This is a genomic window from Mycolicibacterium moriokaense (genome assembly GCF_010726085.1).
In the GTDB taxonomy this organism is placed as follows: domain Bacteria; phylum Actinomycetota; class Actinomycetes; order Mycobacteriales; family Mycobacteriaceae; genus Mycobacterium; species Mycobacterium moriokaense.
Window position 1 is genome coordinate 4,509,114 of record NZ_AP022560.1, and the last position, 23,339, is coordinate 4,532,452.

General features: G+C 65.4%; 20 protein-coding genes and 1 pseudogene. 11 read left to right on the top strand and 10 right to left on the bottom strand.

Annotated features, from left to right (window positions below):
• Positions 1–97 precede the first annotated feature (97 nt).
• On the bottom strand, positions 98–1,021 hold the full coding sequence (locus G6N43_RS22195; RefSeq protein ID WP_083150366.1) for an acyl-ACP desaturase: 924 nt from the start codon (positions 1,019–1,021) through the stop codon (positions 98–100).
• A gap of 212 nt (positions 1,022–1,233) precedes the next feature.
• On the opposite strand from G6N43_RS22195, the gene G6N43_RS22200 reads away from it, so the two are divergent.
• The 7 genes and pseudogenes from G6N43_RS22200 (at position 1,234) to G6N43_RS22230 (ending at position 6,968) form a co-directional block, all read left to right on the top strand.
• A complete protein-coding gene (locus G6N43_RS22200; protein ID WP_083150365.1) occupies positions 1,234–2,232 on the top strand; it encodes an aromatic ring-hydroxylating oxygenase subunit alpha in 999 nt (332 codons plus the stop codon).
• On the top strand, positions 2,229–2,402 hold the full coding sequence (locus G6N43_RS22205) for a hypothetical protein (protein WP_163658161.1): 174 nt from the start codon (positions 2,229–2,231) through the stop codon (positions 2,400–2,402). Before G6N43_RS22200 ends, G6N43_RS22205 begins: the two co-directional genes overlap by 4 nt.
• On the top strand, positions 2,399–3,025 hold the full coding sequence (locus tag G6N43_RS22210; protein WP_234810047.1) for a PaaI family thioesterase: 627 nt from the start codon (positions 2,399–2,401) through the stop codon (positions 3,023–3,025). The genes G6N43_RS22205 and G6N43_RS22210 overlap by 4 nt, the downstream gene beginning before the upstream one ends.
• Before the next feature lie 8 nt (positions 3,026–3,033).
• A complete protein-coding gene (locus tag G6N43_RS22215; RefSeq protein WP_083150364.1) occupies positions 3,034–4,692 on the top strand; it encodes a medium-chain acyl-CoA ligase Mig in 1,659 nt (552 codons plus the stop codon).
• A 34-nt stretch (positions 4,693–4,726) separates the two neighbouring features.
• Positions 4,727–5,050 (top strand): annotated as a pseudogene (locus G6N43_RS22220) (SDR family oxidoreductase); the annotation flags it as partial.
• 64 nt (positions 5,051–5,114) lie between these two features.
• Positions 5,115–6,323 (top strand): cytochrome P450, encoded by a 1,209-nt coding sequence (locus tag G6N43_RS22225; protein WP_083150363.1) that lies wholly within the window; start codon positions 5,115–5,117, stop codon positions 6,321–6,323.
• Positions 6,324–6,326: 3 nt separating this feature from the next.
• Positions 6,327–6,968: a TetR/AcrR family transcriptional regulator gene (locus tag G6N43_RS22230; RefSeq protein ID WP_083150362.1), complete on the top strand. Its 642-nt coding sequence runs from the start codon at positions 6,327–6,329 to the stop codon at positions 6,966–6,968.
• Here the strand turns inward: G6N43_RS22230 and G6N43_RS22235 are convergent, their stop codons facing one another.
• A complete protein-coding gene (locus tag G6N43_RS22235; protein WP_083150361.1) occupies positions 6,969–8,516 on the bottom strand; it encodes an aldehyde dehydrogenase family protein in 1,548 nt (515 codons plus the stop codon). It lies immediately after the preceding gene.
• Positions 8,517–8,627: 111 nt separating this feature from the next.
• Here G6N43_RS22235 and G6N43_RS22240 point away from each other — a divergent pair, with 111 nt between their 5' ends.
• The 3 genes from G6N43_RS22240 to G6N43_RS22250 all read left to right on the top strand — a co-directional run bounded on the left by G6N43_RS22240 (position 8,628) and on the right by G6N43_RS22250 (position 11,919).
• Positions 8,628–9,842, top strand: coding sequence for a CaiB/BaiF CoA transferase family protein (locus tag G6N43_RS22240; protein ID WP_083150445.1), 1,215 nt, complete (start codon positions 8,628–8,630; stop codon positions 9,840–9,842).
• A 117-nt stretch (positions 9,843–9,959) separates the two neighbouring features.
• Positions 9,960–11,606 (top strand): FAD-dependent oxidoreductase, encoded by a 1,647-nt coding sequence (locus G6N43_RS22245; RefSeq protein WP_083150360.1) that lies wholly within the window; start codon positions 9,960–9,962, stop codon positions 11,604–11,606.
• A 1-nt stretch (position 11,607) separates the two neighbouring features.
• The gene (locus tag G6N43_RS22250) at positions 11,608–11,919 is read left to right on the top strand and encodes a GNAT family N-acetyltransferase (RefSeq protein WP_083150359.1); all 312 of its coding nucleotides are present in this window, start codon (positions 11,608–11,610) and stop codon (positions 11,917–11,919) included.
• A 22-nt stretch (positions 11,920–11,941) separates the two neighbouring features.
• Here the strand turns inward: G6N43_RS22250 and G6N43_RS22255 are convergent, their stop codons facing one another.
• Positions 11,942–14,107 carry a molybdopterin-containing oxidoreductase family protein gene (locus G6N43_RS22255; RefSeq protein ID WP_407664920.1) on the bottom strand — a complete coding sequence of 722 codons (2,166 nt, stop codon included), beginning with the start codon at positions 14,105–14,107 and terminating at the stop codon, positions 11,942–11,944.
• Positions 14,108–14,239: 132 nt separating this feature from the next.
• Between G6N43_RS22255 and G6N43_RS22260 the strand changes: the two genes are divergently transcribed.
• A complete protein-coding gene (locus G6N43_RS22260) occupies positions 14,240–15,388 on the top strand; it encodes a thiolase family protein (RefSeq protein WP_083150357.1) in 1,149 nt (382 codons plus the stop codon).
• Positions 15,389–15,505: 117 nt separating this feature from the next.
• Here G6N43_RS22260 and G6N43_RS22265 read toward each other — a convergent pair whose 3' ends face one another.
• The 7 genes from G6N43_RS22265 to G6N43_RS22295 are packed head-to-tail and all read right to left on the bottom strand — an operon-like array spanning position 15,506 to position 23,324.
• Positions 15,506–16,501 carry an NAD-dependent epimerase/dehydratase family protein gene (locus G6N43_RS22265; protein WP_083150444.1) on the bottom strand — a complete coding sequence of 332 codons (996 nt, stop codon included), beginning with the start codon at positions 16,499–16,501 and terminating at the stop codon, positions 15,506–15,508.
• 33 nt (positions 16,502–16,534) lie between these two features.
• Complete coding sequence (locus G6N43_RS22270) at positions 16,535–17,728, bottom strand: acyl-CoA dehydrogenase family protein (RefSeq protein WP_083150356.1); 1,194 nt, start codon at positions 17,726–17,728, stop codon at positions 16,535–16,537.
• A gap of 8 nt (positions 17,729–17,736) precedes the next feature.
• Positions 17,737–18,774: an acyl-CoA dehydrogenase family protein gene (locus G6N43_RS22275; protein ID WP_083150355.1), complete on the bottom strand. Its 1,038-nt coding sequence runs from the start codon at positions 18,772–18,774 to the stop codon at positions 17,737–17,739.
• Positions 18,775–18,776: 2 nt separating this feature from the next.
• Positions 18,777–19,613 (bottom strand): amidohydrolase family protein, encoded by an 837-nt coding sequence (locus tag G6N43_RS22280; protein ID WP_083150354.1) that lies wholly within the window; start codon positions 19,611–19,613, stop codon positions 18,777–18,779.
• A complete protein-coding gene (locus tag G6N43_RS22285) occupies positions 19,610–21,226 on the bottom strand; it encodes an acyl-CoA synthetase (protein ID WP_083150353.1) in 1,617 nt (538 codons plus the stop codon). Before G6N43_RS22285 ends, G6N43_RS22280 begins: the two co-directional genes overlap by 4 nt.
• A gap of 2 nt (positions 21,227–21,228) precedes the next feature.
• Positions 21,229–22,437 (bottom strand): amidohydrolase family protein, encoded by a 1,209-nt coding sequence (locus tag G6N43_RS22290; RefSeq protein ID WP_083150352.1) that lies wholly within the window; start codon positions 22,435–22,437, stop codon positions 21,229–21,231.
• Entirely contained in the window at positions 22,434–23,324 is an 891-nt protein-coding gene (locus G6N43_RS22295) for an enoyl-CoA hydratase (RefSeq protein WP_083150351.1), read from the bottom strand. Before G6N43_RS22295 ends, G6N43_RS22290 begins: the two co-directional genes overlap by 4 nt.
• Positions 23,325–23,339: the final 15 nt, after the last annotated feature.

Sequence of the window (23,339 nt, forward strand, 5' to 3'; positions counted from 1 at the left end):
ACGGCAGATACTGTAACTATTACAGTATCAGGCGCGGGGCGACCCGTTGACACAATCGGATGTCGACCGAGTCCGAGCCGATGCCGTCAGCGCAGGGTCACACTGCGCCCGCGCCCGCCAGCCGTTCCTCGCGGCGCCGCTCGTAGTGGCGGGCCCTCTCCTCCACGAGGTCGAGGAACGCTGCCAGCTCTTCGCGCGCACGCGCGCCCTCGCCGTCGATGTCGTCGCGCTCGAACACCTGCCAGAACCGCAACACCGGACGCACGACATCGTCGAGATGTGAACGGAGGTCGTAGATTCCGGCTTTGGCGATCGTCACCGCATTCTCTGCGAAGCCCGGCATGGTGCTGCCGGGCATCTGGAAGTTGATGACCTCGCGCGCGACGGCTTCCATCGTTGCGTTGGGCGAGATGTCGAACGCCGCCTCGACGAGGTTCCGGTAGAAGACCATGTGCAGGTTCTCGTCGGTCGCAACCCGGGTGAGGAGTTGTTCGGCGACCGGACAACCCGACGCCCGACCGGTGTTGCGGTGGCTGATCCGGGTCGCCAGTTCCTGGAACGACACGTACGCCAGCGCCTCCAGCATCGACTTGTCACCAGAGTCGTAGCCGGCCTTCATGTGCACCATGCGAGCCTGCTCGAGCGCGACGGGATCGACGCCGCGGGTGACGATGAGGTAGTCGCGAATCGCGATGCTGTGCCGCGCCTCTTCGGCGGTCCACTGACCGACCCATTGCCCCCACGCGCCGTCCGGTCCGAAACGCAAGGCGATTTCGCGGTGGTAGGCGGGCAGGTTGTCCTCGGTCAGAAGGTTGACGACCAGGGCCGCCTTGGCGACGTCGTCGAGGGGCGAATCCTCCGGGACCCAGTCCTCTCCGCCGAGTAGTGCGAAGTCGCGCCCGCGGCTCCACGGCACGTAGTCGTGCGGGTTCCACGCCTTGGCCTTCTCGAGGTGGCGGTTCAGGTTCGCCTCCACCACCGGTTCCAGCTCGGTGAGCAATGCAGTTTGGGTTGACGTCATCGAGGTCTTTCCAATACTCAGGCTTTACCTACGGCTGCGTAACCTACGCTACCGTAGGTTGACGGAAATGCAAGCGTGTACGCAGTTCGGTCACGCATCCGTGCGACGCCTGACAGCCAGCCTCTTTCGCAGCCCCACCCCAGCGCGGCCCAGCTGTCGAAACCTCTACTGTAATATCTTCCGTTGACTACGCTGGCTCACTAGGAGGCGACGTGAAAGTCCCGTTCACCTGGAAAGTCACCGGCTGGTTCATGGTGGGTTGGTCGGCCGAGTTTCCTCAGGGCGAGACCCGTCCGCTTCGTTACTTCGGCGAAGACCTCGTCGCCTACCGCGACGAGTCGGGCGAACTGCATGTGCTGTCGGCGCACTGCAGGCACCTCGGCGCGCACATCGGGCACGGCGGCAAGGTCGTCGGTGACTGTGTCGAATGCCCGTTCCACGGCTGGCGCTGGGGACCCGACGGGACCAACCGCCACATCCCGTATCAACCGGATCGGCCCAACCGCGCGCTCAAGCTCCGGGTGTTTCCCGTCAACGAACAGCACGGCTGCGTGTTCGTCTGGCATCAACCGCAGGGCAAGGAACCGCAGTGGGAGATGCCGGACATCTTCACGTCCTTCCCGCAGTTCGAGACCGACCCGTCGGCGTATTACCGTCCGTACCCTGAGTTTTCGCGCCGCACCGAAAACGAGCCGGTCCACCCGCAGATCGTCGCGGAGAACGGGCCGGACAGCTCGCACTTTCACTACGTGCACGGCGCGACCGTCACCCCGGTGAACCTGGAGTGGAAGATCGTCGGGCCGCAATGGCAGTTCCTCACCGGTTGGCCGGATGCCCGCAGCGACGATCCGAACAAGATGGCGTTGTACATCCACAGCCACATGTTCGGCCTCGGCGGGGCGATCAGCGTGTTCGAGGGCTCGTCGAATCACCGGCTGATCTTTGCCGTATCTCCTGTCGAGGACGGACTCTCGACGATGTTCTACTCGATCTGGTGGCCCAAGCGTGAGGGCGAGACGTCCGACATACCGCCGGACGACGTCCGCGAACGCGTCGAGAAGCAGTTCCTCCGCACGGTGTGGGAGGACCTCGACATCTGGCGCTATCAGGAGTACGTCGAGAATCCCCCGCTGGCGAAGATCGACGCGAAACCCTATATGACACTGCGGAAGTGGGCGCAGCAGTTCTACGAGGTACCCGCATCGGTATGAGAATCGACCTCGTCGAGCCGTCCCATACCGCGATCGTCACCCAGGAGTGCCAGGGCGCCGTCGCCGGCATCCCCATCAATTACGCGAACACGATCATCGACACCATGCTCTCGCTGCTCGCGACCATCACGACCACCGACGGCCTACTCGAGGCAGGGAAACCAGCGTGACCGAAACCGACCGTCATATCCCGGCCGAGAGCGCCCCGTTCCCCGAGATCCAACCCGTCGACACCGGTCCCGAACTGGGCAGGTTCATGACCGCCATGCGACGCCTGCAGGACATCGTCGTGTCGACCAATCCGGACAACGCGCTGTGGGCCGACGCCGCCGGCCAGGTCGAAGAGTTGTGTGCGCGCCTGGAGGCCCACCGGGCTCCGCAGGGTGTTGCGCCCGCCGGTCGCGGGCCCCACCTGCCGGGTCTCGGTCATCCATTGATGCCGCCGTGGACGATGACGGAGGTCGGCCCCCACGGCGTCGTCATGGAGGGCCAGTTCAGCCGCTTCCACGTCGGCGGCAACAACGCCGTGCACGGCGGCGTCATACCGTTGTTCTTCGACTGGCACTTCGGGATGATCGTCACGGCCGCGGGGCGCGCCAACAGCCGCACCGCCTTCCTACACGTCGACTACCGCAAGATCACGCCGATAGACCAACCATTGGTTTCGCGCGGTCGGATAGATTCCATCGACGGGCGGAAGGCCTTCATCACTGCGACGATGACAGACTCTGACGGCAACGTCCTGAGTGAAGCCAACGGCCTGATGGTCCGCCTGCTTCCGCACCAGCCATGAGAGGCACGATGTCCGACTCCGCACCACAGTTCACCGTTCCGGCCGCCTTGGACACTGTCGCCGCGGTGATCGGTGACCGGGACTACGTCGTCCAGGGCGACCGCCGCTACACCTACGCCCAGATCCTGGAACGGTCCAACCGGCTCGCCTCCTACCTGCGCTCCCGCGGATTGGGCGTCAAGAAGGAGCGCTCGGAGCTCGCCGGCCACGAGGTGGGCCAGGACCTGCTCGGCATTTACGCCTACAACGGGCCCGAGTACGTCGAGTCGATGCTCGGATCGTGGCGCGCCCGGGTCGCACCGTTCAACGTCAACTACCGCTACGTGAAGAGCGAGCTGCACTACCTGCTCAACGATTCCGGTGCGACCGCGCTGGTCTACCACGCGAGGTTCGCACCCCGCGTCGCAGAGGTGCTCCCCCACCTTCCACACCTGCGCGTGCTCATCCAGATCGCCGACGAGTCAGGTAACGACCTCGTCCACGGTGCGGTCGACTACGAGTCGATCGTCGCGTCGGGGCCGTCCGCGCCGCCGCCGGTCGAGCCGTCGCCCGACGACCTCTACGTCCTCTACACCGGCGGCACGACGGGCATGCCCAAGGGCGTGCTGTGGCGCCAGCACGACATCTTCATGACGTCGTTCGGCGGTCGCAACATGGGCACCGGCGAACTCACCCGGTCCTATGACGACATCGCGACGCGCGTCAAGGAGAACCCTGGCACCAAGATCTTCACCTTGCCGCCACTGATGCACGGCGCCGCACAGTGGGCCGTGATGACCGCGCTCACCACAGGGCAGACGGTCGTGTTCGCGGAGAATCCGCACACGTTCGACGCCGACGAGGTCGTGCGAACGATCGAGCGGGAGAAGGTGCTGGCCGTGCAGGTGGTCGGCGACGCGATGGCGCGCCCGCTGGCCGACGCCATCGAACGCTCGTCGGCGGATCTGTCGTCGATGGCCGTGGTGGCCAACGGCGGGGCGCTGCTGACCCCGACCGCCAAGCAGCGACTGATCGACGTCAAGCCCGGCCTGATCGTCATGGACGGCGTCGGCTCCTCCGAGACCGGGATCCAGATGAACCACATGTCGGCCCCCGGCGCCGTGTCGACCGGCAAGTTCAACGCCGGTCCGGACACCTTCGTCGCGTCCGAGGAACTCGATGCGATTCTCGAGCCCGGCCACGACGGCATCGGCTGGCTGGCGCAACGCGGTTACGTTCCCCTGGGCTACAAGGGCGATGAAGCCAAGACGGCCAAGACATTTCCGGTCATCGACGGCGTGCGGTTTTCGATACCGGGCGACCGTGCGCGCCATCTGGCCGACGGCGGTATCGAGCTGCTCGGCCGCGAGTCGCAGACCATCAACTCGGGCGGGGAGAAGATCTTCGTCGAGGAGGTCGAGACTGCGCTGCTGTCGCACCCCGCGGTGGCCGACGTCGTGGTCTCCGGCCGTCCGAGCGAGCGGTGGGGGCAGGAAGTCGTCGCCATCGTGGCCCTCGTGGAAGGCGCCAGCGCGGACCCTCAGGAGCTGATCGACCATGCGTCGACGTCCATCGCGCGGTACAAGCTGCCCAAGGCGGTGGTCTTCCGCCCCGTCATCGAGCGCAGCCCGGCGGGCAAGGCCGACTACCGATGGGCGCGTGAGCAGGCGATCAGCGGAGACGCTTAGAACGACGGATCAGTCTGCGCAGCAAGGTAATTCCGTATACGGCACCTCGAAGCAGGCGGCGATCCTAGACACGAAACGGCTCGCCGGCCCCGCGTGGGCCGAGATCGGGGTGCGGGTCAACACCGTCAGCCCGGGACCCGTCGAAACACCGATCCTCGCCGACTTCGAAGCGACAATGGGCAAGGAGGTTCTCGACATGTGCGGTCCACCGGGGCAGGCACGCGACCGTCGACGACATCGTTCCTGTCATCGCGTTCGTCGGTTCGCCGGAGGCACGCTGGATCACCGGCCAGGACATTCACGTCGGCGCCGGCTTCCTTACCTCGATGACCGCTGGGCACCTATCCAGCTGGTATAGTCTACTGTAATATTTACAGTACCGTTCGCAGGACCGAGCCGGACCCGGAGATGCTGGAGCAGTCGTGGAGAGCTCAGTGCACAACGTGACGGTCGAAGAGTCGGCCGACCTCCTTCGCGACCCCTATCCCCTGTTCGCCAGGAGACGGCACGAGTTCGGTGTCTTCAAGGGCAGCGTCATGGACTGGTCCAAGACGCCGGAGTCCATGCTTCCCGAAAACCTCTACGCCGCGGTCTCCTGGGATGCGGTCAACAGGGTGTTCCGTGACAGCAAGGCCTTCAACTCCCACATCTACGACAGCACCATCGGCTTGTTCATCGGCCCGACGATCCTCGCCATGGAAGGCAAGAAGCACTGGGAGCACCGCAATCTGGTGTCCGCGGCGTTCAAGTCCCGGTCGCTGGCGCGATGGGAACCCGAGATCGTCCGCCCGGTCGTCAACGGGCTGATCGACGAGTTCATCGATGCCGGCCACGCCGATCTGGTCAAGCAGTTCACCCTCGAGTTCCCAACCCGGGTCATCTCGAAGCTGTTGGGTCTGCCCGAGGAAGACCTGCCGTGGTTCCGCAAGCGTGCGGTCGAGTTGATCAGCTACCACGTCAAATGGAAGCGCGCCTTCGAGGCGTCCGCGGCGCTGAAAGACTATTTCCTGCAACAGATCGAGCTGCGCCGCAGCAAGCCGACCGAGGACATCATCGGCGATCTGGTGACCGCCGAGATCGACGGCGAGAAGCTCTCCGACGAAGCCATCTACTCTTTCCTGCGTCTCTTGCTGCCCGCCGGGCTGGAAACCACCTTCCGTTCATCGGGAAACCTGATCTTCCTGCTGCTCACCCATCCCGAGCAGTTCCGGGCGGTGCAGGCCGACCGCAGCCTCATCGCACCCGCGATCGAGGAAGGACTGCGGTACGAGACACCACTGACGACGGTGCAGCGCTACGCCACCGAGGAGACCGAAGTCGAGGGCGTCACCATTCCGCAGGGTGCGGTCATCGACGTGTGCATCGGATCGGCCAACCGTGACGAACGTCGGTGGGAACGCTCCGAGGAGTTCGACATCCACCGGAAACGCCTGCCGCACATCTCCTTTGCCGCGGGTGAGCACACCTGTATGGGGCTGCACCTCGCTCGCATGGAGACACGCGTCGCGCTCGAGTGCCTGTTGGACCGGCTGACCGATATCGAACTCGTCACCGACGACAACCCGCACATCCACGGGCAACCCTTCCGCTCCCCCACCGCCATTCCCGTCACGTTCGCCCCCGCCGGTTGAGTTGTGGCCGCCAACACGAAGGCCGAGGTCCGCAAGCGACGGGACCGCGGATCGATCAGTGTCGACGAAATCATCTCCGGCGCTTTCGAGGTCGCTGATCAGGTATCGATCGACAACCTGAGCATGCCGGTGCTCGCGAAACATCTCGACATCGGAGTCACGAGCATCTACTGGTACTTCCGGCGCAAGGACGACCTGCTCGACGCAATGGCCGATCGAGCGCTGGAGCAGTTCGAGTTCACGGTGCCGACCATCGACGCGACCAACTGGCGTACGTCGCTTCGTGACCACGCACGGACCATGCGCGCACACTTCCGGGACAATCCGACCCTCTGCGATCTCGTGCTCATCCGCGGCCAGTTCAGCGGGCGCGCGGTACGCGGGGCACTCCACAAGATCGAACAACCCATTACGGCGCTCATCGAGGCCGGTCTAGACGCCGAACCGGCCGCCGCCACCTACGGAGCGATCTCGGTACACACCCGCGGTTCCGCCGTGCTGGAGCGCATTCAGGCCAAGACCGAGGGATTTCCCGCGCAGCGCTCGAACGGTAAGCGCTACATCGGTTTTGCCGACAACATCGACTACGACTACATCCTCGAAAGCATTCTCGACCACGCGCAGACGCTCATCGACGCGTCGTGATCATCTCTGGCGAGGCACCCGGCAAGCGATCGTCTTCGTCTCGAGGTACTGCTGAAAACCCTCGATGCCACATTGACGCCCCACGCCGCTGTTCTTGTACCCGCCGAACGGCGCATCCGCGCCGTAGAACATCCCGCCGTTGACGCCGAAGGATCCGGTGCGGATGCGGCGGGCGATGTCCATACCGCGCTCCATCGATCGCGAGATCACAGCTCCCGCAAGGCCGTACGCGCTGTCGTTCGCGATGCGCACCGCGTGATCGTCGTCGTCGAACGGCATCACGATCAGCACCGGGCCGAAGACTTCCTCCTGGGCGATCGCCGCGCTGTTGTCGACCCCGACGATCACCGTCGGCTCCACGTAGTGCCCGCCGGCAAGGTGTTCGGGCAGGTTGTCGACGGTGCCTCCGCCCGTGGTGATCTCGGCCCCTTCTGCGCGCGCCCGCTCCACAGCCATGAGCACGCGGTCCTTCTGCGCGGCGCTGATCACCGGCCCGACAAGGGTTTCCGGCAGCACCGGATCTCCGACCGGCACATTCTGGTATGCGGCGGTGACGGTGGCGACGGCCTCGTCGTACAGCGACCGATGCACGAGCATCCGGGTGGTGGCCGCGCACGCCTGACCGGCGTGCACGCACACTCCGATCGCGGCGCCCAGGACCGCAGCGGGGTTGGCATCGTCGAGCACGATGGCCACGGATTTGCCGCCGAGTTCGAGGAACATCCGCTTCATGGTGTCGGCGCCCTGCCGCATCAACAGCTTGCCGACGGCCGTCGAGCCGGTGAACGAAATCATGTCGACACGCGGATCGGTGCCGACGAGTCCGGCGACGTCGTTGGACGGGGTCGTCACCACGTTCAGCACGCCCGCCGGAATGTCGGTGCGCTCGGCGACGAGCCTGCCGAGCCGCGTCGCGTTCCACGGCGTGTTCGGATCCGGTTTGAGGACAACGGTATTGCCCGCCGCCAGGGCAGGCCCCAGCTTGTTGAGGATGACTTCGATCGGGAAGTTGGACGGGGTGATCGCCGCGACGACGCCGACTGGTTCCTTGACCACGGTGCGCACGTTGCGTTCGCCGAACAACCCGCCGCCATCGAGCGTGCGCTCCCACTCGAAGTCGTCGATCAAGCCGGCGGGATAGCGCAGCGATTCGGCGACCGGCCATTCCAGTTGTGCGGTCTGCGTCGTCATCGCCGGAGCGCCCGCCTCGGCGATCAGTTCCTCGCGCAGGTCTTGCTTCTCGGACTCGATGGCCACCTGCAATTGAGTCAGGCACCGCTTACGCAACGCGCGGTTGGTCGACCAGTCGGTTTCGTCGAACGCGCGGCGGGCCGCCGCGATGGCAAGACTTATGTCGTCAGCGCCTGCGGCGGCCGTCGCACCCAGCAGCAACCCCGTCGCCGGGCTGAAGTTGTCGAAGGTGGCCCCGGAGGACGCTGCAACGAGCTCGCCGTCGATCAGCATGCGCGACTCGGCGCGTGCCGCCGCCCGCACGCCCACGTCGACGCTGGTTTCGGTCCGGTCTACTTGGTCCTCGGTGAGGCTCACCAGTTACCTCGTACAATTCAGAACAAACAATGCTGGACGCTCAACTGTAACGATTACAGTAGGCGATTACAACGACGAGACGGGCTGGAGAGAGTCGACTTGATCAAGGTGATGGACGGCGTTCGCGTCCTCGAGGTTGCGCAGTTCACGTTCGTTCCGGCCGCGGGGGCGATCCTCGCCGATTGGGGCGCGGACGTCATCAAGGTCGAGCACCCGGTGCGCGGTGACACGCAGCGCGGCTTCGTCAACATGGGCGGTTTCCAGCTGGATCCGAACCGGCACCCGCTGATCGAGCACCCCAATCGGGGTAAGCGCAGCGTCGGTATCGACGTGTCCACCCCCGGCGGTCAGGAAGTGCTCTACGAGATCGCCAAGACCGCCGATGTGTTCCTCACCAACTACATGCCCGCGCAGCGGCAGAAGAACAAGTTCGACGTCGAACACATCCGTGCGGTCAACCCGAACATCGTCTACGCGCGTGGCAGCGCCTACGGGGACAAGGGCGCCGAACGCGACACCGGCGGATTCGACGGCACCGCGTTCTGGACGCGCAGCGGTGTGGGCCATGCGCTGACCCCCGAAGAGCTCGGCGGCGCGTTGTCGCAGGGCATCCCGGCGTTCGGCGACTCCATCGGCGGGATGAACATCGCGGGCGGCATCTCGGCGGCGCTGTTTCATCGCGAACGCACCGGCGAGGCAGTCGAACTCGACGTCTCGCTGCTGAGCACCGCATGGTGGGCGGCGGGCGCCAGCGTCACGCAGGGCATGGAGACCGGCGAGACCATGCGCTCGCAGATGCCCGACACGATCGGCCCGACCGTGAACCCGTTCCTCGGCAACTACCTCACCTCCGACGGGGGCACCATCAACCTGTGCATAGTCAGCCCCACGGGGTATATCCGTGATGCGTTCGAACATCTCGACCTGCCCGAGCTGGCCGACGACCCTCGGTTCAACGACGTCATGCCGCTAATCGAAAACGCCGCAGCGGCAGCGGAACTGATCGCTGAATCCATCCGGAGCAAGCCCTTCGACTACTGGCGCAAGCGGCTGAAGACCATGAAAGGTCAGTGGGCGCCGTTCCAGAGCCTCGTCGATCTCGCGTCCGACGAGCAGGCGATCGCCAACGACATGATCGTCGAGGTGGAGGCCGCCGACGGCGGAGCCCCGTTCAAGGTCGTGCGCGGCCCCGTCCAGTTCAACCACGAACCGCTCGAGACGACGCGTGCCCCGCAGGCGTCCGAGCACACCGAGATCGTGCTCATGGAACTCGGAATGGACTGGGATCGCATCGAGGAGCTCAAGAACGCCGGCGCCATCGCCTAGCCCTCGTTGAATGTTGAGGCAGATGCCCCACGTGTCACGCTGGTTCGTCGGCGCACTGTGTCCCCATGAGAATTCTCCGCCCGCGGACAAGCGGACAGAAACATCTGGGAGGCAATCATGTTCACCATCGACGAGCTGGCCGCGCTTCCGCTCTTCTCGAATCTCGAGGAGAAGGCGCTGGAGTACCTTGTCGGCGAAGTTGAGGACATACATCTAGCGGCAGGCGAGTACGTCGCGCACGAGGGTGACATCCGTGCCCTGGCCGTTGTGGTCGAGGGCAAGACGGAGCTGACGAAGCAGGTCAACGGTGTCGAGCAGGTGATCGGCGTCCGGCTACCCGGCGAACTCGGAGGCGAGATCCCGATGACGCTCGGCACGCCCTTGCCCGCGAGCATGCGGGCCATCGCGCCGTCACGTGTGCTGAAGGTGACCGTCGAGGTCTACCACACGCTGTCGGCGATGGCGCCGGAAATCTCCGAAGCAGTCGGGGCGGCCGCGCTGGAGCGCATCCAAATGCTCAGCAGCGCCACGGCGCAGCCAAACGACGCCGCGATATCCGTCATCGGTCCCCGCCTCGACCCGAAGGTGCATAGCTGCGACAGCTTCCTCTACCGCAACCAGATTCCGTACGAACGCCTCGACCAGGACGATTCGCGCGCCATCGCGCGCACCGGCGGTCAATCGACCGTCGCGGCGCCCTATCCGGTGGTAGTGCTCCGCGACGGCACTCAGCTCACTGCCCCAACGATGCGTGCCGTCGCCACGCTCTCGGGCCTGACTGTCAAACCGGCCTTGTCGCATTACGACGTGGTGATCGTCGGAGGCGGTCCGGCAGGATTGACGGCAGCGGTCAACGCCGCATCCGAGGGTCTGAAGACCGCGCTGATCGAGTCGTTCGCCCCGGGTGGTCAGGCGGGCACCTCGACGCGGATCGAGAACTACACGGGGTTCCCGTACGGGGTTTCCGGCGACGAGCTCGCCAGGCGGGCACTTCAACAGGCCAAGCGACTCGGCGCTGAGATCGTCGTGACCCGTAGGGTCGAAGACATCGATCCCGCTGAGATGACCATCGGGCTCGACGGCGGCGACATGCTGCGGACCAGGGCGATCGTTCTCGCGACCGGGGTGGAGTGGCGGCGCCTCGGACTCGATTCCATCGATCGATTCATCGGATCCGGCGTGTACTACGGTGCGGCGCCCAGCGATGCAGGTCTTGCGCAGGGCAACGACCTCTATCTGATCGGCGCAGGCAACTCCGCCGGGCAGGCCGCGATCTTCTTCTCCAACCACGCCCGCTCCGTGACGCTGATCGTTCGCGGCGAATCGCTTTCAGAAAGCATGTCGCACTATCTCATTGAGCAGATCGGAGCCAAGGCGAACATCCGGGTGGAAACTCAGTCGGAGGTCGTCACGGCGTACGGCGACGACCAACTCGACTCGATCGACGTGATCGATCGCAAGACCGGCATGACATCACGACGGGAGGCGAAGGTGCTCTTCGTCCTGATCGGCGCCGAAGCGGCGACCGGATGGTTGCCTCCGGAGATCTCGCGCGACAGCCACGGATTCGTCTTGACGGGAACCGATGCGATGAACTCAGGACTGTGGAGTACCGAACGCGAACCCTTCCCTCTCGAGACGAGCGCGCCCGGCATTTTCGCCATCGGCGACGTCCGCTCCGGATCGGTGAAGCGCGTGGCGGCATCCGTCGGTGAGGGCGGGGTGGCGATCGCGCACGTGCATCGTTACCTCGCGGGGTCCTGACATGAACCCGACAGTCTCCGACGCCACCGACCGCAGACGTATTGAAATCGCCGCCGGCGAAACGGTTCTGGGTTACGTCGAGTACCGCCGCCGGCCCGGCGTCATCTCATTGCTGCACACCGAGATCGACCCGGCGCGCAAAGGCGAAGGTCTCGGGACTCGGCTGATCAAGGGCGCGCTCGACATCGCCCGCGCTGAGGGCTTGGCGGTACAGCCCTACTGCCCGTTCGTGCAGCGCTTCATCGCCCGTCACCGCGAGTATCTCGACCTGGTACCCGCGGCGCGACGCGCAGACTTCGGATTAGCCCGCTGACCCGCCCACGTTGACTCTGCGCTCAGGGCGTCGGTTGCTCGACTTCTTGCGCCGTAGACGCAGAGTCAATCCGCTCGACGCGCACAGGTACCCCTGTCAGCCACGCCATTCCAGACACCGACTCGACGTCGTCGGGCTCGCTGGACGTCAGCCGATTGACGTTCGCCCCGCCGGCGCGGTTGGCCAACTGCCATCCGCCGGTGCCCTTGTGGCCCCAACCGTGTGGAATGGCGACGACGCCGGCGACGAGGTCCTTCGTCGAGGTGACCGGCACAGTGATCTGGCCGTACGGCGAACTGATCTGCACGATGTCGCCGTCAGCGATCTGCAGCTCCGCCGCATCGTCGACGTGCATGAGCGCGTAGTGACGACGCTCGCCGCGCATCAGCAACGGCGAGTTGTGCATCCATGAGTTCTCCGAGCGTGGCTCTCGCATCCCGATCATCTTCAGCGGGTAGCCCTCCGGATAGTCGTTGCGGGTCAGCTTGGCGACCTCGTCGGCGATCTCCGAATGCACCAGCTGGACGCGACGCGACAGATAGCCCACCGCGTCACGCAGCACGCCGGTACGGATATGCGGCGCCACCACCACCCCGTGCGGATGCTGTTCGGTCAGACGACGCAGCGACAGTCCTCCGCGGCGCAGTCCGAAAAGGTCGCCACCCTGCGACATCCGGACGAGCCCATCCATCATGATGCGCGGTGTCAGCGTAGCTCCGAAGGCGCTCAACGCCTTTCGTGCGGCGGCGAAGGCCGCGAACATCGGGACCCGCCGTCCAAGTCGAGATGCGAGGTCTGCGACGATGTCCCATTCCGTGCGCGCCTCCCCTGCCGGGGCGACGACGGCCTCGGTGGCTTGACGAAATGGCGTGGCCTGAAAACCCTGGAACGTGTAGGGGAAGTCGTCGCGCTCGTACATCGTGGTGACGGGCAGGATGTAGTCACACCGCGCGGTGGTTTCCGTGACGTAGAAATCGAGCGCCACCGACAGTTCCAGGGTCTCGAAGGCGGCCTCGAGTTCGTCGCCGTTGGGCACCGAGAGCACCGGGTTGCCCGCCGACACGAACATCGCCTTGATCTGACGGTCGCCGGGTGTCGTGATCTCCTTGGCCATCAGTGCGGCCGGCTCGGAACCGATTGCACTGGGAATACCGTTGATACGCGAGCGCCTGCGCCGGCGTGAGCGCCGCATCACGACGCCCATCATGGTGTTCTGCCATTTCTGGCCGACGGTCTGCATCGTGCTGAACACCGAACCGCCCGGCACGTCGAGGTTTCGCGCGACAAGGTTGACGGCGTCGATCAGGTACGTCGTCAGCGTGCCGTACCGACCCACGCAGGTACCGAGTCTTCCGTAGATGGCCGCGCGCGGCGTGCGGACGAGGTCACGCGCCAGCGCCCTGACGCTCGCGGGGTCGATGCCCGTGTGCGAGGCCGTCGCCTCCGGTGTGAACGGTTCACTCAGCGAGCGCAGCCACTCCACACCGTCCGCGTCCCCACTCACCCTGGCGATGTCGACGAGCTGCTCGGCGAACATGACCTGCAGCAGCGACAGCAGCAGAAAAGAATCGGAGTCGGGCACGATACCGAGCCACTCGAATGCAACGGCGGTTTCGGTTCGGCGGGGATCGACAACCACCACACGCCCTCCCCGCTTGACGATGTCGTGCATGCGGTCCTTGATCCGGGGCGCCGTCAGGAAGCTGCCGTGCGAGACGACGGGGTTGGCGCCCATCAGCACCAACAGTTCGGTCCGCGTGAGGTCGGGGATCGGCACCGACATCGGCACGCCGTACAGCAGCTGGCTGGCGATCAGCCGGCTGTTCGTGTCCTGCGACGACGCGGTGAAGTAGTGCCCATGGGGGCCAAGGCCCTTGATGAACAACAGCGCCGCAAAGGTGTGGGCGTAACTGAACGCACCCGGGTTACCCATATACCAGCCGACACCACCGGAACCATGCCGGCGCAGCACTGCCGACAACCGCGCCGCGATATCGGACATCGCGTCGTCCCACGTGACCGGTTCGAAGCCGTTCGGTCCACGGCGCAGCGGCGTCGTCACACGATCCGGGTCGTTCTGGACCTCGGTGAAGGCGATGCCCTTCTGGCACGCGAACCCCGCCGACAGCGGATGTTCCTTGTCGGGGCGCAACGCGACGAGACGGCCGTCCTCGACGGTCGCGATCATGCCGCAGAGCGGCTCACATATCCGGCAGAACGTGGGCTTGTGTTCAATCACCGGGGCCACGTCGACTACGATACTGTAATCATTACAGTTGGGATAGCCTGATGGCCCGACTAGGGAGGAAAGGCCTCGCACATGACCAACGACGTCGCCATCATCGGTGTCGGGCTGCACCCGTTCGGTCGCTTCGAGGGCAAGTCGGCGATGGAGATGGGCGTCGACGCCATCTTCGCCGCAGTCGCCGACGCCGGGGTGGAGTGGAAGGACATCCAGGCGGCCACCGGAGGCAGCTGGACGGTCGCCAATCCCGACGCGATCGTCGGCATGGTCGGGCTGTCGGGTATCCCGTTCACCAATGTGTTCAACGCATGCGCCACCGCGGCGAGTGCCACCAAGGCCTGTGCCGACGGCATCCGGCTCGGCGACTACGACATCGGCATCGCGGTCGGATTGGACAAGCACCCACGCGGCGCTTTCACCGAAGACCCGGCGCTGGTCGGCATGCCGAGGTGGTACGCCGAGAACGGCCAGTACCTCACCACGCAGTTCTTCGGAATGAAGGCGAACAAATACCTGCACGACCACGGCATCTCGCAGGAGACACTGGCCAAGGTCGCCGCTAAGAACTTCCGCAACGGCGCGCTGAACCCGAATGCGTTCCGCCGCAAGCCCATCCCCGAGGAAGACATCCTCAACTCGCCGATCCTCAACTACCCCCTGACCCAGTACATGTTCTGTGCACCCGACGAGGGCGCGGCGGCCGTGGTCATGTGTCGCGCCGACATCGCGCACCGGTACACCGGTAAGCCCGTATACCTGCGCGCCGTCGAGGTCCGCACCCGCACCTATGGGGCCTACGAGGTCAACACGACCTTCGCGCCCGTCGACGAGGTGCCGGCCCCGACCGTCTTCGCCGCCAGGTCAGCATTCGAAAAGGCCGGTGTGGCACCGGAAGACGTCGACGTGATCCAGCTGCAGGACACCGACGCCGGAGCGGAGATCATCCACATGGCCGAATGCGGCTTCTGCGCGGACGGCGACCAGGAGAAGCTGCTGGCCGACGGCGCCACCGAGATCCATGGCGCGTTGCCCATCAACACCGACGGCGGGCTGATCGCAAACGGCGAACCCATCGGTGCGTCGGGTCTGCGTCAGATTCACGAGTTGGTCCGCCAATTGCGTGGCGAGGCGGGCGACCGGCAGGTACCCGGTGAGCCGAAGGTCGGCTTCGCCCAGCTCTACGGTGCCCCCGGCACCGCGGCGGCGACGATCCTCACGACCTAGCAGATTGCCGAGCAGACGCGGACTCCCCCAAAATCGGCTCATTTGAGGGGTTTTCACGTCTGCTCGCCGGCGACCCAGGCCGACCTGCTGGAGTTCATCCGCTCCTAGCAGTCGGCATCAGCGCAGGATTCGGGCCGAGACCTGACCGTCGGTCTGTTCGACATAGAACTGGGCGGCCTTGCGTATCGACTCGGCGGCCGGACGGGGCCGCCATCCGAGTTCGCGCCTGGCTTTTCCGTTGTCGGCCTCCGACATGATGTGCAGCAGCCGCACCCCGGTCACGTTCATCGGCAGGTCGCGTCGCAGCAGTCGGCTCGCCACCGACAACACTCCGCCGAAGGCATACGCGGCAGCGAGCGGCACACCGAACCGCGGCGGCTTGGCCCCGACTGCGGTTGCCGCCGTCTCCAGCATCTCCCGCATCGACATGTAGGTCTCGGAGATGATGTAGCGCTCCCCGATGCGCCCGCGTTCACCGGCCAGCAGAAACGCGTCGGCCACATCCTCGACGCCGACCACCTCGGTGAACACCCCCTTGATGTAGACGGGCATCTTCCCCAGCGCCGCGTACTGCACCATCAGGCCCTGGGTCGGTTGCCAGTCGCGCGGACCGTAGGGGTTGGACACGCACATCGCGACGGAAGGCAGCGCCCGTTCGCGGGCATACCGCAACACCAGATCCTCTGCCGCACGGCGTGACTCGATGTACGGTCCGCCCTTGCCCGCCCAGTCGAACGGCATGTCCTCGGTCACCGGTGTACGTCCATCGCCAAGCGCGATCGTCCCGATGGTGCTGCAGAACACGAATCGATGGAGGTCAGCATCGACGGCGACGTCGAGCACACGCCGCAGGCTCTCGACATTCGTTTCGAACAGTGGCGCTGGATCACGTAGGTAGAAGCGCGTGTCGACGATGCAGTAGAACACCACGTCGCAGCCGGACATCGCCGCGCGCAGTGCCGCTTCGTCGTACAGGTCGCCGTAGTGACGTTCGACGTCGAGGTCGTCGATCGCCACCGTCCGACTGGACTTGCGCAGATACACCCGGACGTCGTCGCCGCGTTCGACGAGCTTTCGAACCACATGGGATCCGACGAACCCGCTGGCGCCCATCACCAACGACGTGCGCCGCTTCTGCGATCCCAACTACGACGCCTTCTTGGCGACAGGCGCGTACGCCGGCTTGCCCAGGCCAAGTACGTACTGCGCGATCATGTTCCGGAACACCTCGAGGGTGCCGCCGTAGATGCCGACCAACGGCGCGAACCGGTACACATATTCGGCGGCACCGTCGTCGGCGGCGCCGTCGGTGCCGATGGGCAGTGACGCGGCCGTCCCCAGGATGTCCATCAGGTCCGGCGAGATGTCGCGCATGGTCTGGGCGAGCGCGACGCGGCCGAAGATGCTCGTCGCGCTGAACGCCGCCTCCATCCGGGCGACGCTTCGCCCGAGGCGGTATGCGACGGAGCCGTCGTCGATCAAGCGGCGACCGTCGGGACGCACCTCGGCGACCTTGGCGGCCGCCTTGTCCACAGCGGCGGCCATGAAACTGGCCTGGTGCATCATGATCGAGACGTCCTGAAGACCGTCCTTCGCGGCTTCCACCGCACCGTGCTCAACGTTGAGGGGTTCGCGCACCACGGTCCAGCCGTCGTTCACCTCGCCCAGCCGGTACTTGTCGTCGACGCGCACGTCGCTGTAGTACACGATGTTGGTGCGGTCACCGTCGACGGTTCGGATGCCCTGGATCTCGATGCCCGGCGAGTCGAGCGGGACGAGAAACATGGTGAGGCTCTTGTGTTTCGGGGCGGTGGGGTCGGTGTTGGTGATCAGGAAGACGTACTGGCAGTTGTGCGCGCCGGTGGTGAACATCTTCGAACCGTTGATAACCCAGCCGTCACCGTCGCGCACCGCGCGGGTCTTGCACGTGGCGACGTCGGAACCGCCCTCCGGTTCCGTATAGCCCAGGCAGAGCCGGATATGGCCGCTGTAAACCCCAGGCATCACTTCGGCTTTCAGTTCGGGCGAGCCGAACTTCTCGACCGAGCGGGCGATCATCGCCGTCGTGCCCGACGTGACCCACGGAACGTGCGCCCGTCGCTTCTCCAGCTGCCAGATGCGATTGTGGAGGCGGTTGAAGCCGCCCTCGGACTCCGGCTTCCACTCCTTTTTCAGGTAGCCCGCCGCTCCGAGCGCCAAATGCACACCTTCGTCGAAGTTGTCGCCCGTCTCGCGGTCCCGACGGATGACCTCCTCGGTGACGTGGGTGCGCAGGAACGTGCGCACCTCCTCGAGGAAGGCCTGATCGTCGTCGGACAGCTCGACCCGTGAGAAATCCATTGCGCCCCTTACCTGCTTTCCCGAGCGGAGACGATCTCAGCGATGTACTTGGCGGTGACTCCCGGATCACCGCCGGCCAGCGCCCATCCACGGGCGCGCACGAGGTAGGCGGTGGCGGCGGCCTCCGCGGACACTCCCAGTCCGCCCTGGACGTGCACTGCCATCGTCGCCGCCTTCGACGCTTCTTCCGCCATGAACACGAACGCCGACGGCGCCAGTTCCGGGCGTTCGTCGGGTTCGTTGTCGAGGAACCACGCCGCCCGACGCGCGAGGTTCCGTCCGCTCTGCACGGTGATGGCGATGTTGGCCAGCGGATGTGAGATGCCCTGCAACGTCGAGATCGGGACGCCCAGGGTGTAACGGGTCTTGGAGAACTCCGCGGCGATGGTCATCGTCTCCTCGACGAGACCGACCAAGGCCGCGGCCGTCAGCACCCGCCATTCGTCCAGTGCCCGTTGGTATTCGGTCAACGCCTGCGGGCCGCTTCCCAGCACCGTGCGTTCATCGGCCGCGGCCGGATCGACCCACGCCATCGGCAGCTTGCCGATGTTGTCGACCTTGACCGGCCTGGTTCCGAATGTCAGACGAACGACGTCTTGACCGTCGCGCACGATGATGTGGTCGGCGATCGAGCCGGTCGGGATCAGGCGGACGCCGGATACGCTCTCGTGTTGGGGATCGATCGCGACCAGCTGCTTGCCGTTGACGACGTCCGGCTCGACGGCGCAGAGGCGACCCAGCAGCCGCGCCGCGCACACGTGGTCGATCCACGGGACCGGGCCGAGCGCTCGGCCCAGTTCCTCGGCGACCAACGTCAGATCGACGAGGGTGGCGCCGTCACCTCCGCTGGACTCGGGCAGCGCCATGCTGGTTGCGCCCATGGCGCACAGGCGTTCCCACAGGCTCTTATCGAAGCCCGATTCCTCGGCAGCACGCACGGTCTCGATCGGGCAGTGCGTCTTGAAGAACTCCCGGTAGGCGGACTGCACCGCCTCGTGGTCCTCGGAGAGGCTGTAGTCCAGCCTCCGCAGTTCGTAACGGTCCATCGTCACAGCTCCTCTCGAGGGCCGAAGAAGAAGTCATTCGCATTGTTGTAGAGGTAGTTGTCGAGCACGTCAGCAGGCAGATCCAGCGCCAAAGCCTCTGGCACCACGCGGTGCATCCGCAGCACCGGCCAGTCGGAGGCGAAGATCACCTTGTCCGGTCCGCGGGTGCGCATGTAATGCAGCAGGCTCTCAGGCAGCCGCTTGGGCGACCACGCCGATGTCATCAGGCGCAGGTTCTTGTACTTGATCATCAGCCGGATCGCGACGTCCCACCACGGGTCGGCGCCGTGGATCATGCAGAGCTTCAGCTCCGGGAATCGCACACAAACCCGGTCGAGGTGGATCGGGTTCTGCGCCTCGCCGGGGATGGGAGGTCCCGGCAGGCCGGTGTTGATGCACAACGGCAGCCCGATCTCCGCGCATTTCGTGTAGAGCGGATAGTAGACGGCGTCGCTCGGCGGGTACTGGCCGTCGCCCCAAAAGCTCGGTCCCACTGCGGTGTAGGCCACCGGCAGATCCCGCACCACCGCGGTGAGCTCCCGCAGCGAGGGCATCGGTCGCAGCAGGTTGACACCGCCCATGGCGAGGGCGAACTTGTCGGGTCGCTGGTCGACGAACTTGCGGGCCGTCACCGATGGTTTCGCGATGCTGTCCATCAGGATGGCCTTCTCGACGCCGCGCTCCTCCATCTCCTCGAGCAGCTGGGGCAACTCGACCTGGTCGTAGAGCGACTGCGGGCCCTTGAAGTAGTCGTCGCGCACCTTGAGCATGAACTCGGGCTGTTTCTCGGTCTCGCCGAAGTGCACGTTGACCAAACAATCAATCGCTTTATGGCTCATGTCAGGGATGCCTCTTGCGCCGCAGTGGCTTTCGCCCAGCGGTAGTCCGGTTTGCCGTTCCCGAGCCGGCGTACCTGATCGACGATGATGAACTCCTTCGGCGCCTTGAACCGAGCCAGTTGCGAGGTGCACTGATCATGCAGCTGTTCAGAAGTGATGTCGACACCCGGTTGCAGGGCGACCAGGGCGACCAACTCTTGCCCCCATCGCTCACTCGGCCGTCCGACCACCAGCGCGTCGGCCACACCGGCGTACGCGCGCAACACTTCCTCGACCTCTTCGACGAACACCTTCTCGCCGCCGGTGTTGACGACAAGCGAGTCCCGGCCGAACAACCTCAGCGTGCCGTCGGGTGCGAGCGAACCCCTGTCCCCGGAGATCACGACGCGTTTCCCGTCGACGACGGGAAATGTCTTGCGGGTGGCGGCTTCGTCGTCGAAATAGCCGAGCGGGATGCGCCCGGCGCGCGCCACGAACCCGACCTCCTGCTCCCCCGGCTCCAGGAAGCGTGTGTAGTCCTCCGAAAGGACGAGCGCGCCTTCGCGAAGAACGAACGTGTCCTTCTGCTCCCCGTGCTGGCTGCGGCCGAAGCCGACGTTGCCGGTCTCCGACGATCCGTAGCCGTTGATCAACGTGATCTGCGGCAGCAGTTCGAGAAGCGCCTGTTGGTGTTTCGGATTGGTGGCCGCGCCGCCAGTGCCGATGGCGTACATCGAGGACAGGTCGTAAGTGCCGCTGCGCAATTCGTCGACCAACGGTGCCGCATAGGCATCGCCGACCATCGTCATCATGCCGACCTTCTCACGCTCGGCGGTCTCCAGTACCGCACGCGGGTCGAAGCGCGTCTTGTCGTAGAGGACGATCGGCAGCCCGTTGAGAAGCCCCGCGAACGCCGTCCACATGCCCGCGGCGTGCATCAGCGGCGACACGGCGAACCACGGTTGCCCCTCCAGTCCGAGCTTGGCGTGAATCTCGTCGACGGATTCGTGGTCGGCGCCGTTCATCGATACCACGTAGGTGTCGCTCTGGCGCCACATGACGCCCTTGGGGCGGCCGGTGGTCCCGCCGGTGCACACCATCATCACATCGTCGGGCGATGGCCTGATGTCGCGATCCGTATCCCCTTGAGCCAGCGCCTCTTCCAAACCGATGGCACCCGGCAGCAGCGGTTCGGAGCCACCGTCGTCGACCGCGATCAGCACGTCGGCGGTGGCGGGCGGCAGCACGTCGGCGAACTTCGGCCCGAACGAGCGATGGTAGATCACCGCCCGCGGCCGCAGGTACTCCAGGAGTTCGGCCACCTCGCGCGGGGCGTAGTTGTAGTTGACGTTGACCGGAACGGTCCGCGCCTTCAGCGAACCGATCACCATGTCGGGATACAGATCGTTGTGCATGAGCAGCGCGACGCGGTCCTGGCCGCACTCCCAGTTCTCGAGCTCAGCGCGTTCGCGATGTGCGCCCAGCCCCTGTCCGGCAAGGAAATTCGCCAGGCAGCGGGTACGCTCGGCGGACTCGCCGAACGTGCTGCGACGCGTGCCGCAGATGGTCATCAACCGGTCGGGTGCGGCGTCGGCGATGGCGTCGAGCACCGCCCCGATGGTCCATTCCCCCATGACTACGCGGAGGCCGTCACGTTCGCACCGAGCAACTCGAGTGCGTTGTCGCGCATGACCTTCCGGGTGTCCTCGTAGCTGAACTCGGGGAATTGCGGGATGTCGGCGGTGAAGGTCATCGGATCGGCAAGACCCTCGCCGTGCGGCCAGTCCGAACCGAACAGGATCTTGTCGACACCGATCGTCTCGGCCAGCAGCTTGACGTCGTCCTCGTAGTACGGCGCGATCCACACGTTGTTGCGCAGCTGCTCGACCGGGTCCTCCTTGAAGTGGTACGGCGCGGTGTTGGCGGCCTTCTTGAGCCGCTTGATCAGGCGGTAGACGAAGTACGAACCGTTTTCGATGCTGGCCACCTTCAACTTCGGATGCCGGGTGAAGACCTGGTGCACGATCATCGAGGCCATCGAGTCGTGGATCGCGCGGTCGTCGAGCAGCACCTGGTCCAGCGGATCCTTCTTGCCGAAGCCCTCGAAGGTGGCCTTGCCGCCCCACTGCGCCGCGATCGCCAGATAGCCGCTGTCGGAGAGGTGGAAGATCACGGGGACGCCGGCCTCGGCGAGCCGCGCCCACACCGGATCGTGCGACGGATCGCCCAGGGAGCGCGGCTTCACCCGGCCCGGCACGGGCGCGGGCCGCACGCACACGTTCTTGGCTCCGCGGGACAGGACGAACTCGACCTCTTCGACGGCCCTGTCCGGATCGGCCAGCGAGATGACGGGCGCCGCCAGGAATCGGTGGTCGGGCCGGTCGAAGCCCCAGTCCTCGTCAAGCCACAGATTGAACGCGTGGACGGTCGCCATCGTCGCCTCGATGTCGTGCTTGAGGGCTTCCTCCACACCACAGAAGAACGTCGGCAGCATGAACACCGTCTCGAGGTTCTGCTTGTCGAGGAACTTCAGGCGGGCGTCGCGATTCTGGTACTCGGGATGGTCGGCGAGGCGGTCGACCTTCATCAGCGACGCCGGGTCGACGCCCTCGGGGATCTCACCGCGGAAAAGCAGGTCCAGGCAGCCGGGTTCGATGATCGGATCGAATGTGGGATTGGGAATGAAATGGTTGACCACACCGCCGATCACCGCGTACGTGCGCTTGCCCTCTGTGAGCATATGCACACCGCGGCGCTTGAATTCCTTGGGCAGGTGACGGGTGCACGAGTCGATGGTCTCGTAGTAGTGGTTGTCGACGTCGATCGCCATGTAGTCCAAAGTCATGAGTCCTGTCCTTTCGGAAGTCCTTGGCCCGATTCTTGGATCGGCGGAAAGTTCGGCGGGCGCTTTTCGAAGAAGCTGGTGATGCCCTCGATGAAGTCAGGCCGCTGCATGGACTCGTGCATCAGCTTCTCGGCGTCGTCGCTGGCGACGAACACGTCGCGCATGGTGTCTGCGTACACCTGTTGTTTGATCACCGCCAGCGAGCTGGGGGCACAGTTGGCGGCGATGTCCTCGGCGTAGCCGATCGCGCGCGCCATCAGTTCGTCCGGCGGGACGACCTCTTTGACCAGACCCAGGCGGTAGGCCTCGTCAGCCAGAAAGACCCGCCCGGACAGCAGCAGATCCAGCGCGACCCCCTGACCCACGATGCGCGGCAGGATCCAGGAGATCCCGTACTCGGCAATCAGGCCACGGCGGGCGAACGACGTGGTGAACTTCGCCCCGTCGGCGGCGAACCGGACGTCGCACATGAGCGCCATCGTCAGGCCCATGCCGGCACACGCGCCGTTGATCGCCGCGATGACGGGTTTGCGCATCGAGGTGGTGAAGTGCGGATGACGCGCACCGACGAGCTTGCCGACGTCGGTGTCCGCGGCGGCGTCGACGGTGGCGGCGCTGATCGACGTGAGGTCGCCCATGTCAGCGCCTGCGCAGAACGCGCGACCCTTCCCGGTCACCACGATGACCCGGACATCGGGATCGGACTCGGCGGCGTCGAGATAGAGATAGAACGAGGTGGCCAGGCCGCCGCCCCAGCCGTTCATCCGGTCGGGCCTGTTGAGGGTCAGAACCGCGACGCCGGTGTCGAGGACGTCGTAGCGCACCGGTTCGATCGGCCCGGCGGCGTCGGGGTCGGCATCAGGGTCGACGCGGTCTCCAACGCTCACCCGTCAGCCTCCTGG

Coding starts and splice junctions, on each gene's coding strand:
- G6N43_RS22195 (WP_083150366.1), bottom strand. CDS start 1,021: ATGACGTCAACCCAAACTGCATTGCTCACCGAGCTGGAACCGGTGGTG.
- G6N43_RS22260 (WP_083150357.1), top strand. CDS start 14,240: ATGACCAACGACGTCGCCATCATCGGTGTCGGGCTGCACCCGTTCGGT.
- G6N43_RS22205 (WP_163658161.1), top strand. CDS start 2,229: ATGAGAATCGACCTCGTCGAGCCGTCCCATACCGCGATCGTCACCCAG.
- G6N43_RS22250 (WP_083150359.1), top strand. CDS start 11,608: ATGAACCCGACAGTCTCCGACGCCACCGACCGCAGACGTATTGAAATC.
- G6N43_RS22245 (WP_083150360.1), top strand. CDS start 9,960: ATGTTCACCATCGACGAGCTGGCCGCGCTTCCGCTCTTCTCGAATCTC.
- G6N43_RS22285 (WP_083150353.1), bottom strand. CDS start 21,226: ATGGGGGAATGGACCATCGGGGCGGTGCTCGACGCCATCGCCGACGCC.
- G6N43_RS22275 (WP_083150355.1), bottom strand. CDS start 18,774: ATGGACCGTTACGAACTGCGGAGGCTGGACTACAGCCTCTCCGAGGAC.
- G6N43_RS22290 (WP_083150352.1), bottom strand. CDS start 22,437: ATGACTTTGGACTACATGGCGATCGACGTCGACAACCACTACTACGAG.
- G6N43_RS22240 (WP_083150445.1), top strand. CDS start 8,628: ATGGACGGCGTTCGCGTCCTCGAGGTTGCGCAGTTCACGTTCGTTCCG.
- G6N43_RS22215 (WP_083150364.1), top strand. CDS start 3,034: ATGTCCGACTCCGCACCACAGTTCACCGTTCCGGCCGCCTTGGACACT.
- G6N43_RS22265 (WP_083150444.1), bottom strand. CDS start 16,501: ATGGGCGCCAGCGGGTTCGTCGGATCCCATGTGGTTCGAAAGCTCGTC.
- G6N43_RS22255 (WP_407664920.1), bottom strand. CDS start 14,107: ATGATCGCGACCGTCGAGGACGGCCGTCTCGTCGCGTTGCGCCCCGAC.
- G6N43_RS22280 (WP_083150354.1), bottom strand. CDS start 19,613: ATGAGCCATAAAGCGATTGATTGTTTGGTCAACGTGCACTTCGGCGAG.
- G6N43_RS22270 (WP_083150356.1), bottom strand. CDS start 17,728: ATGGATTTCTCACGGGTCGAGCTGTCCGACGACGATCAGGCCTTCCTC.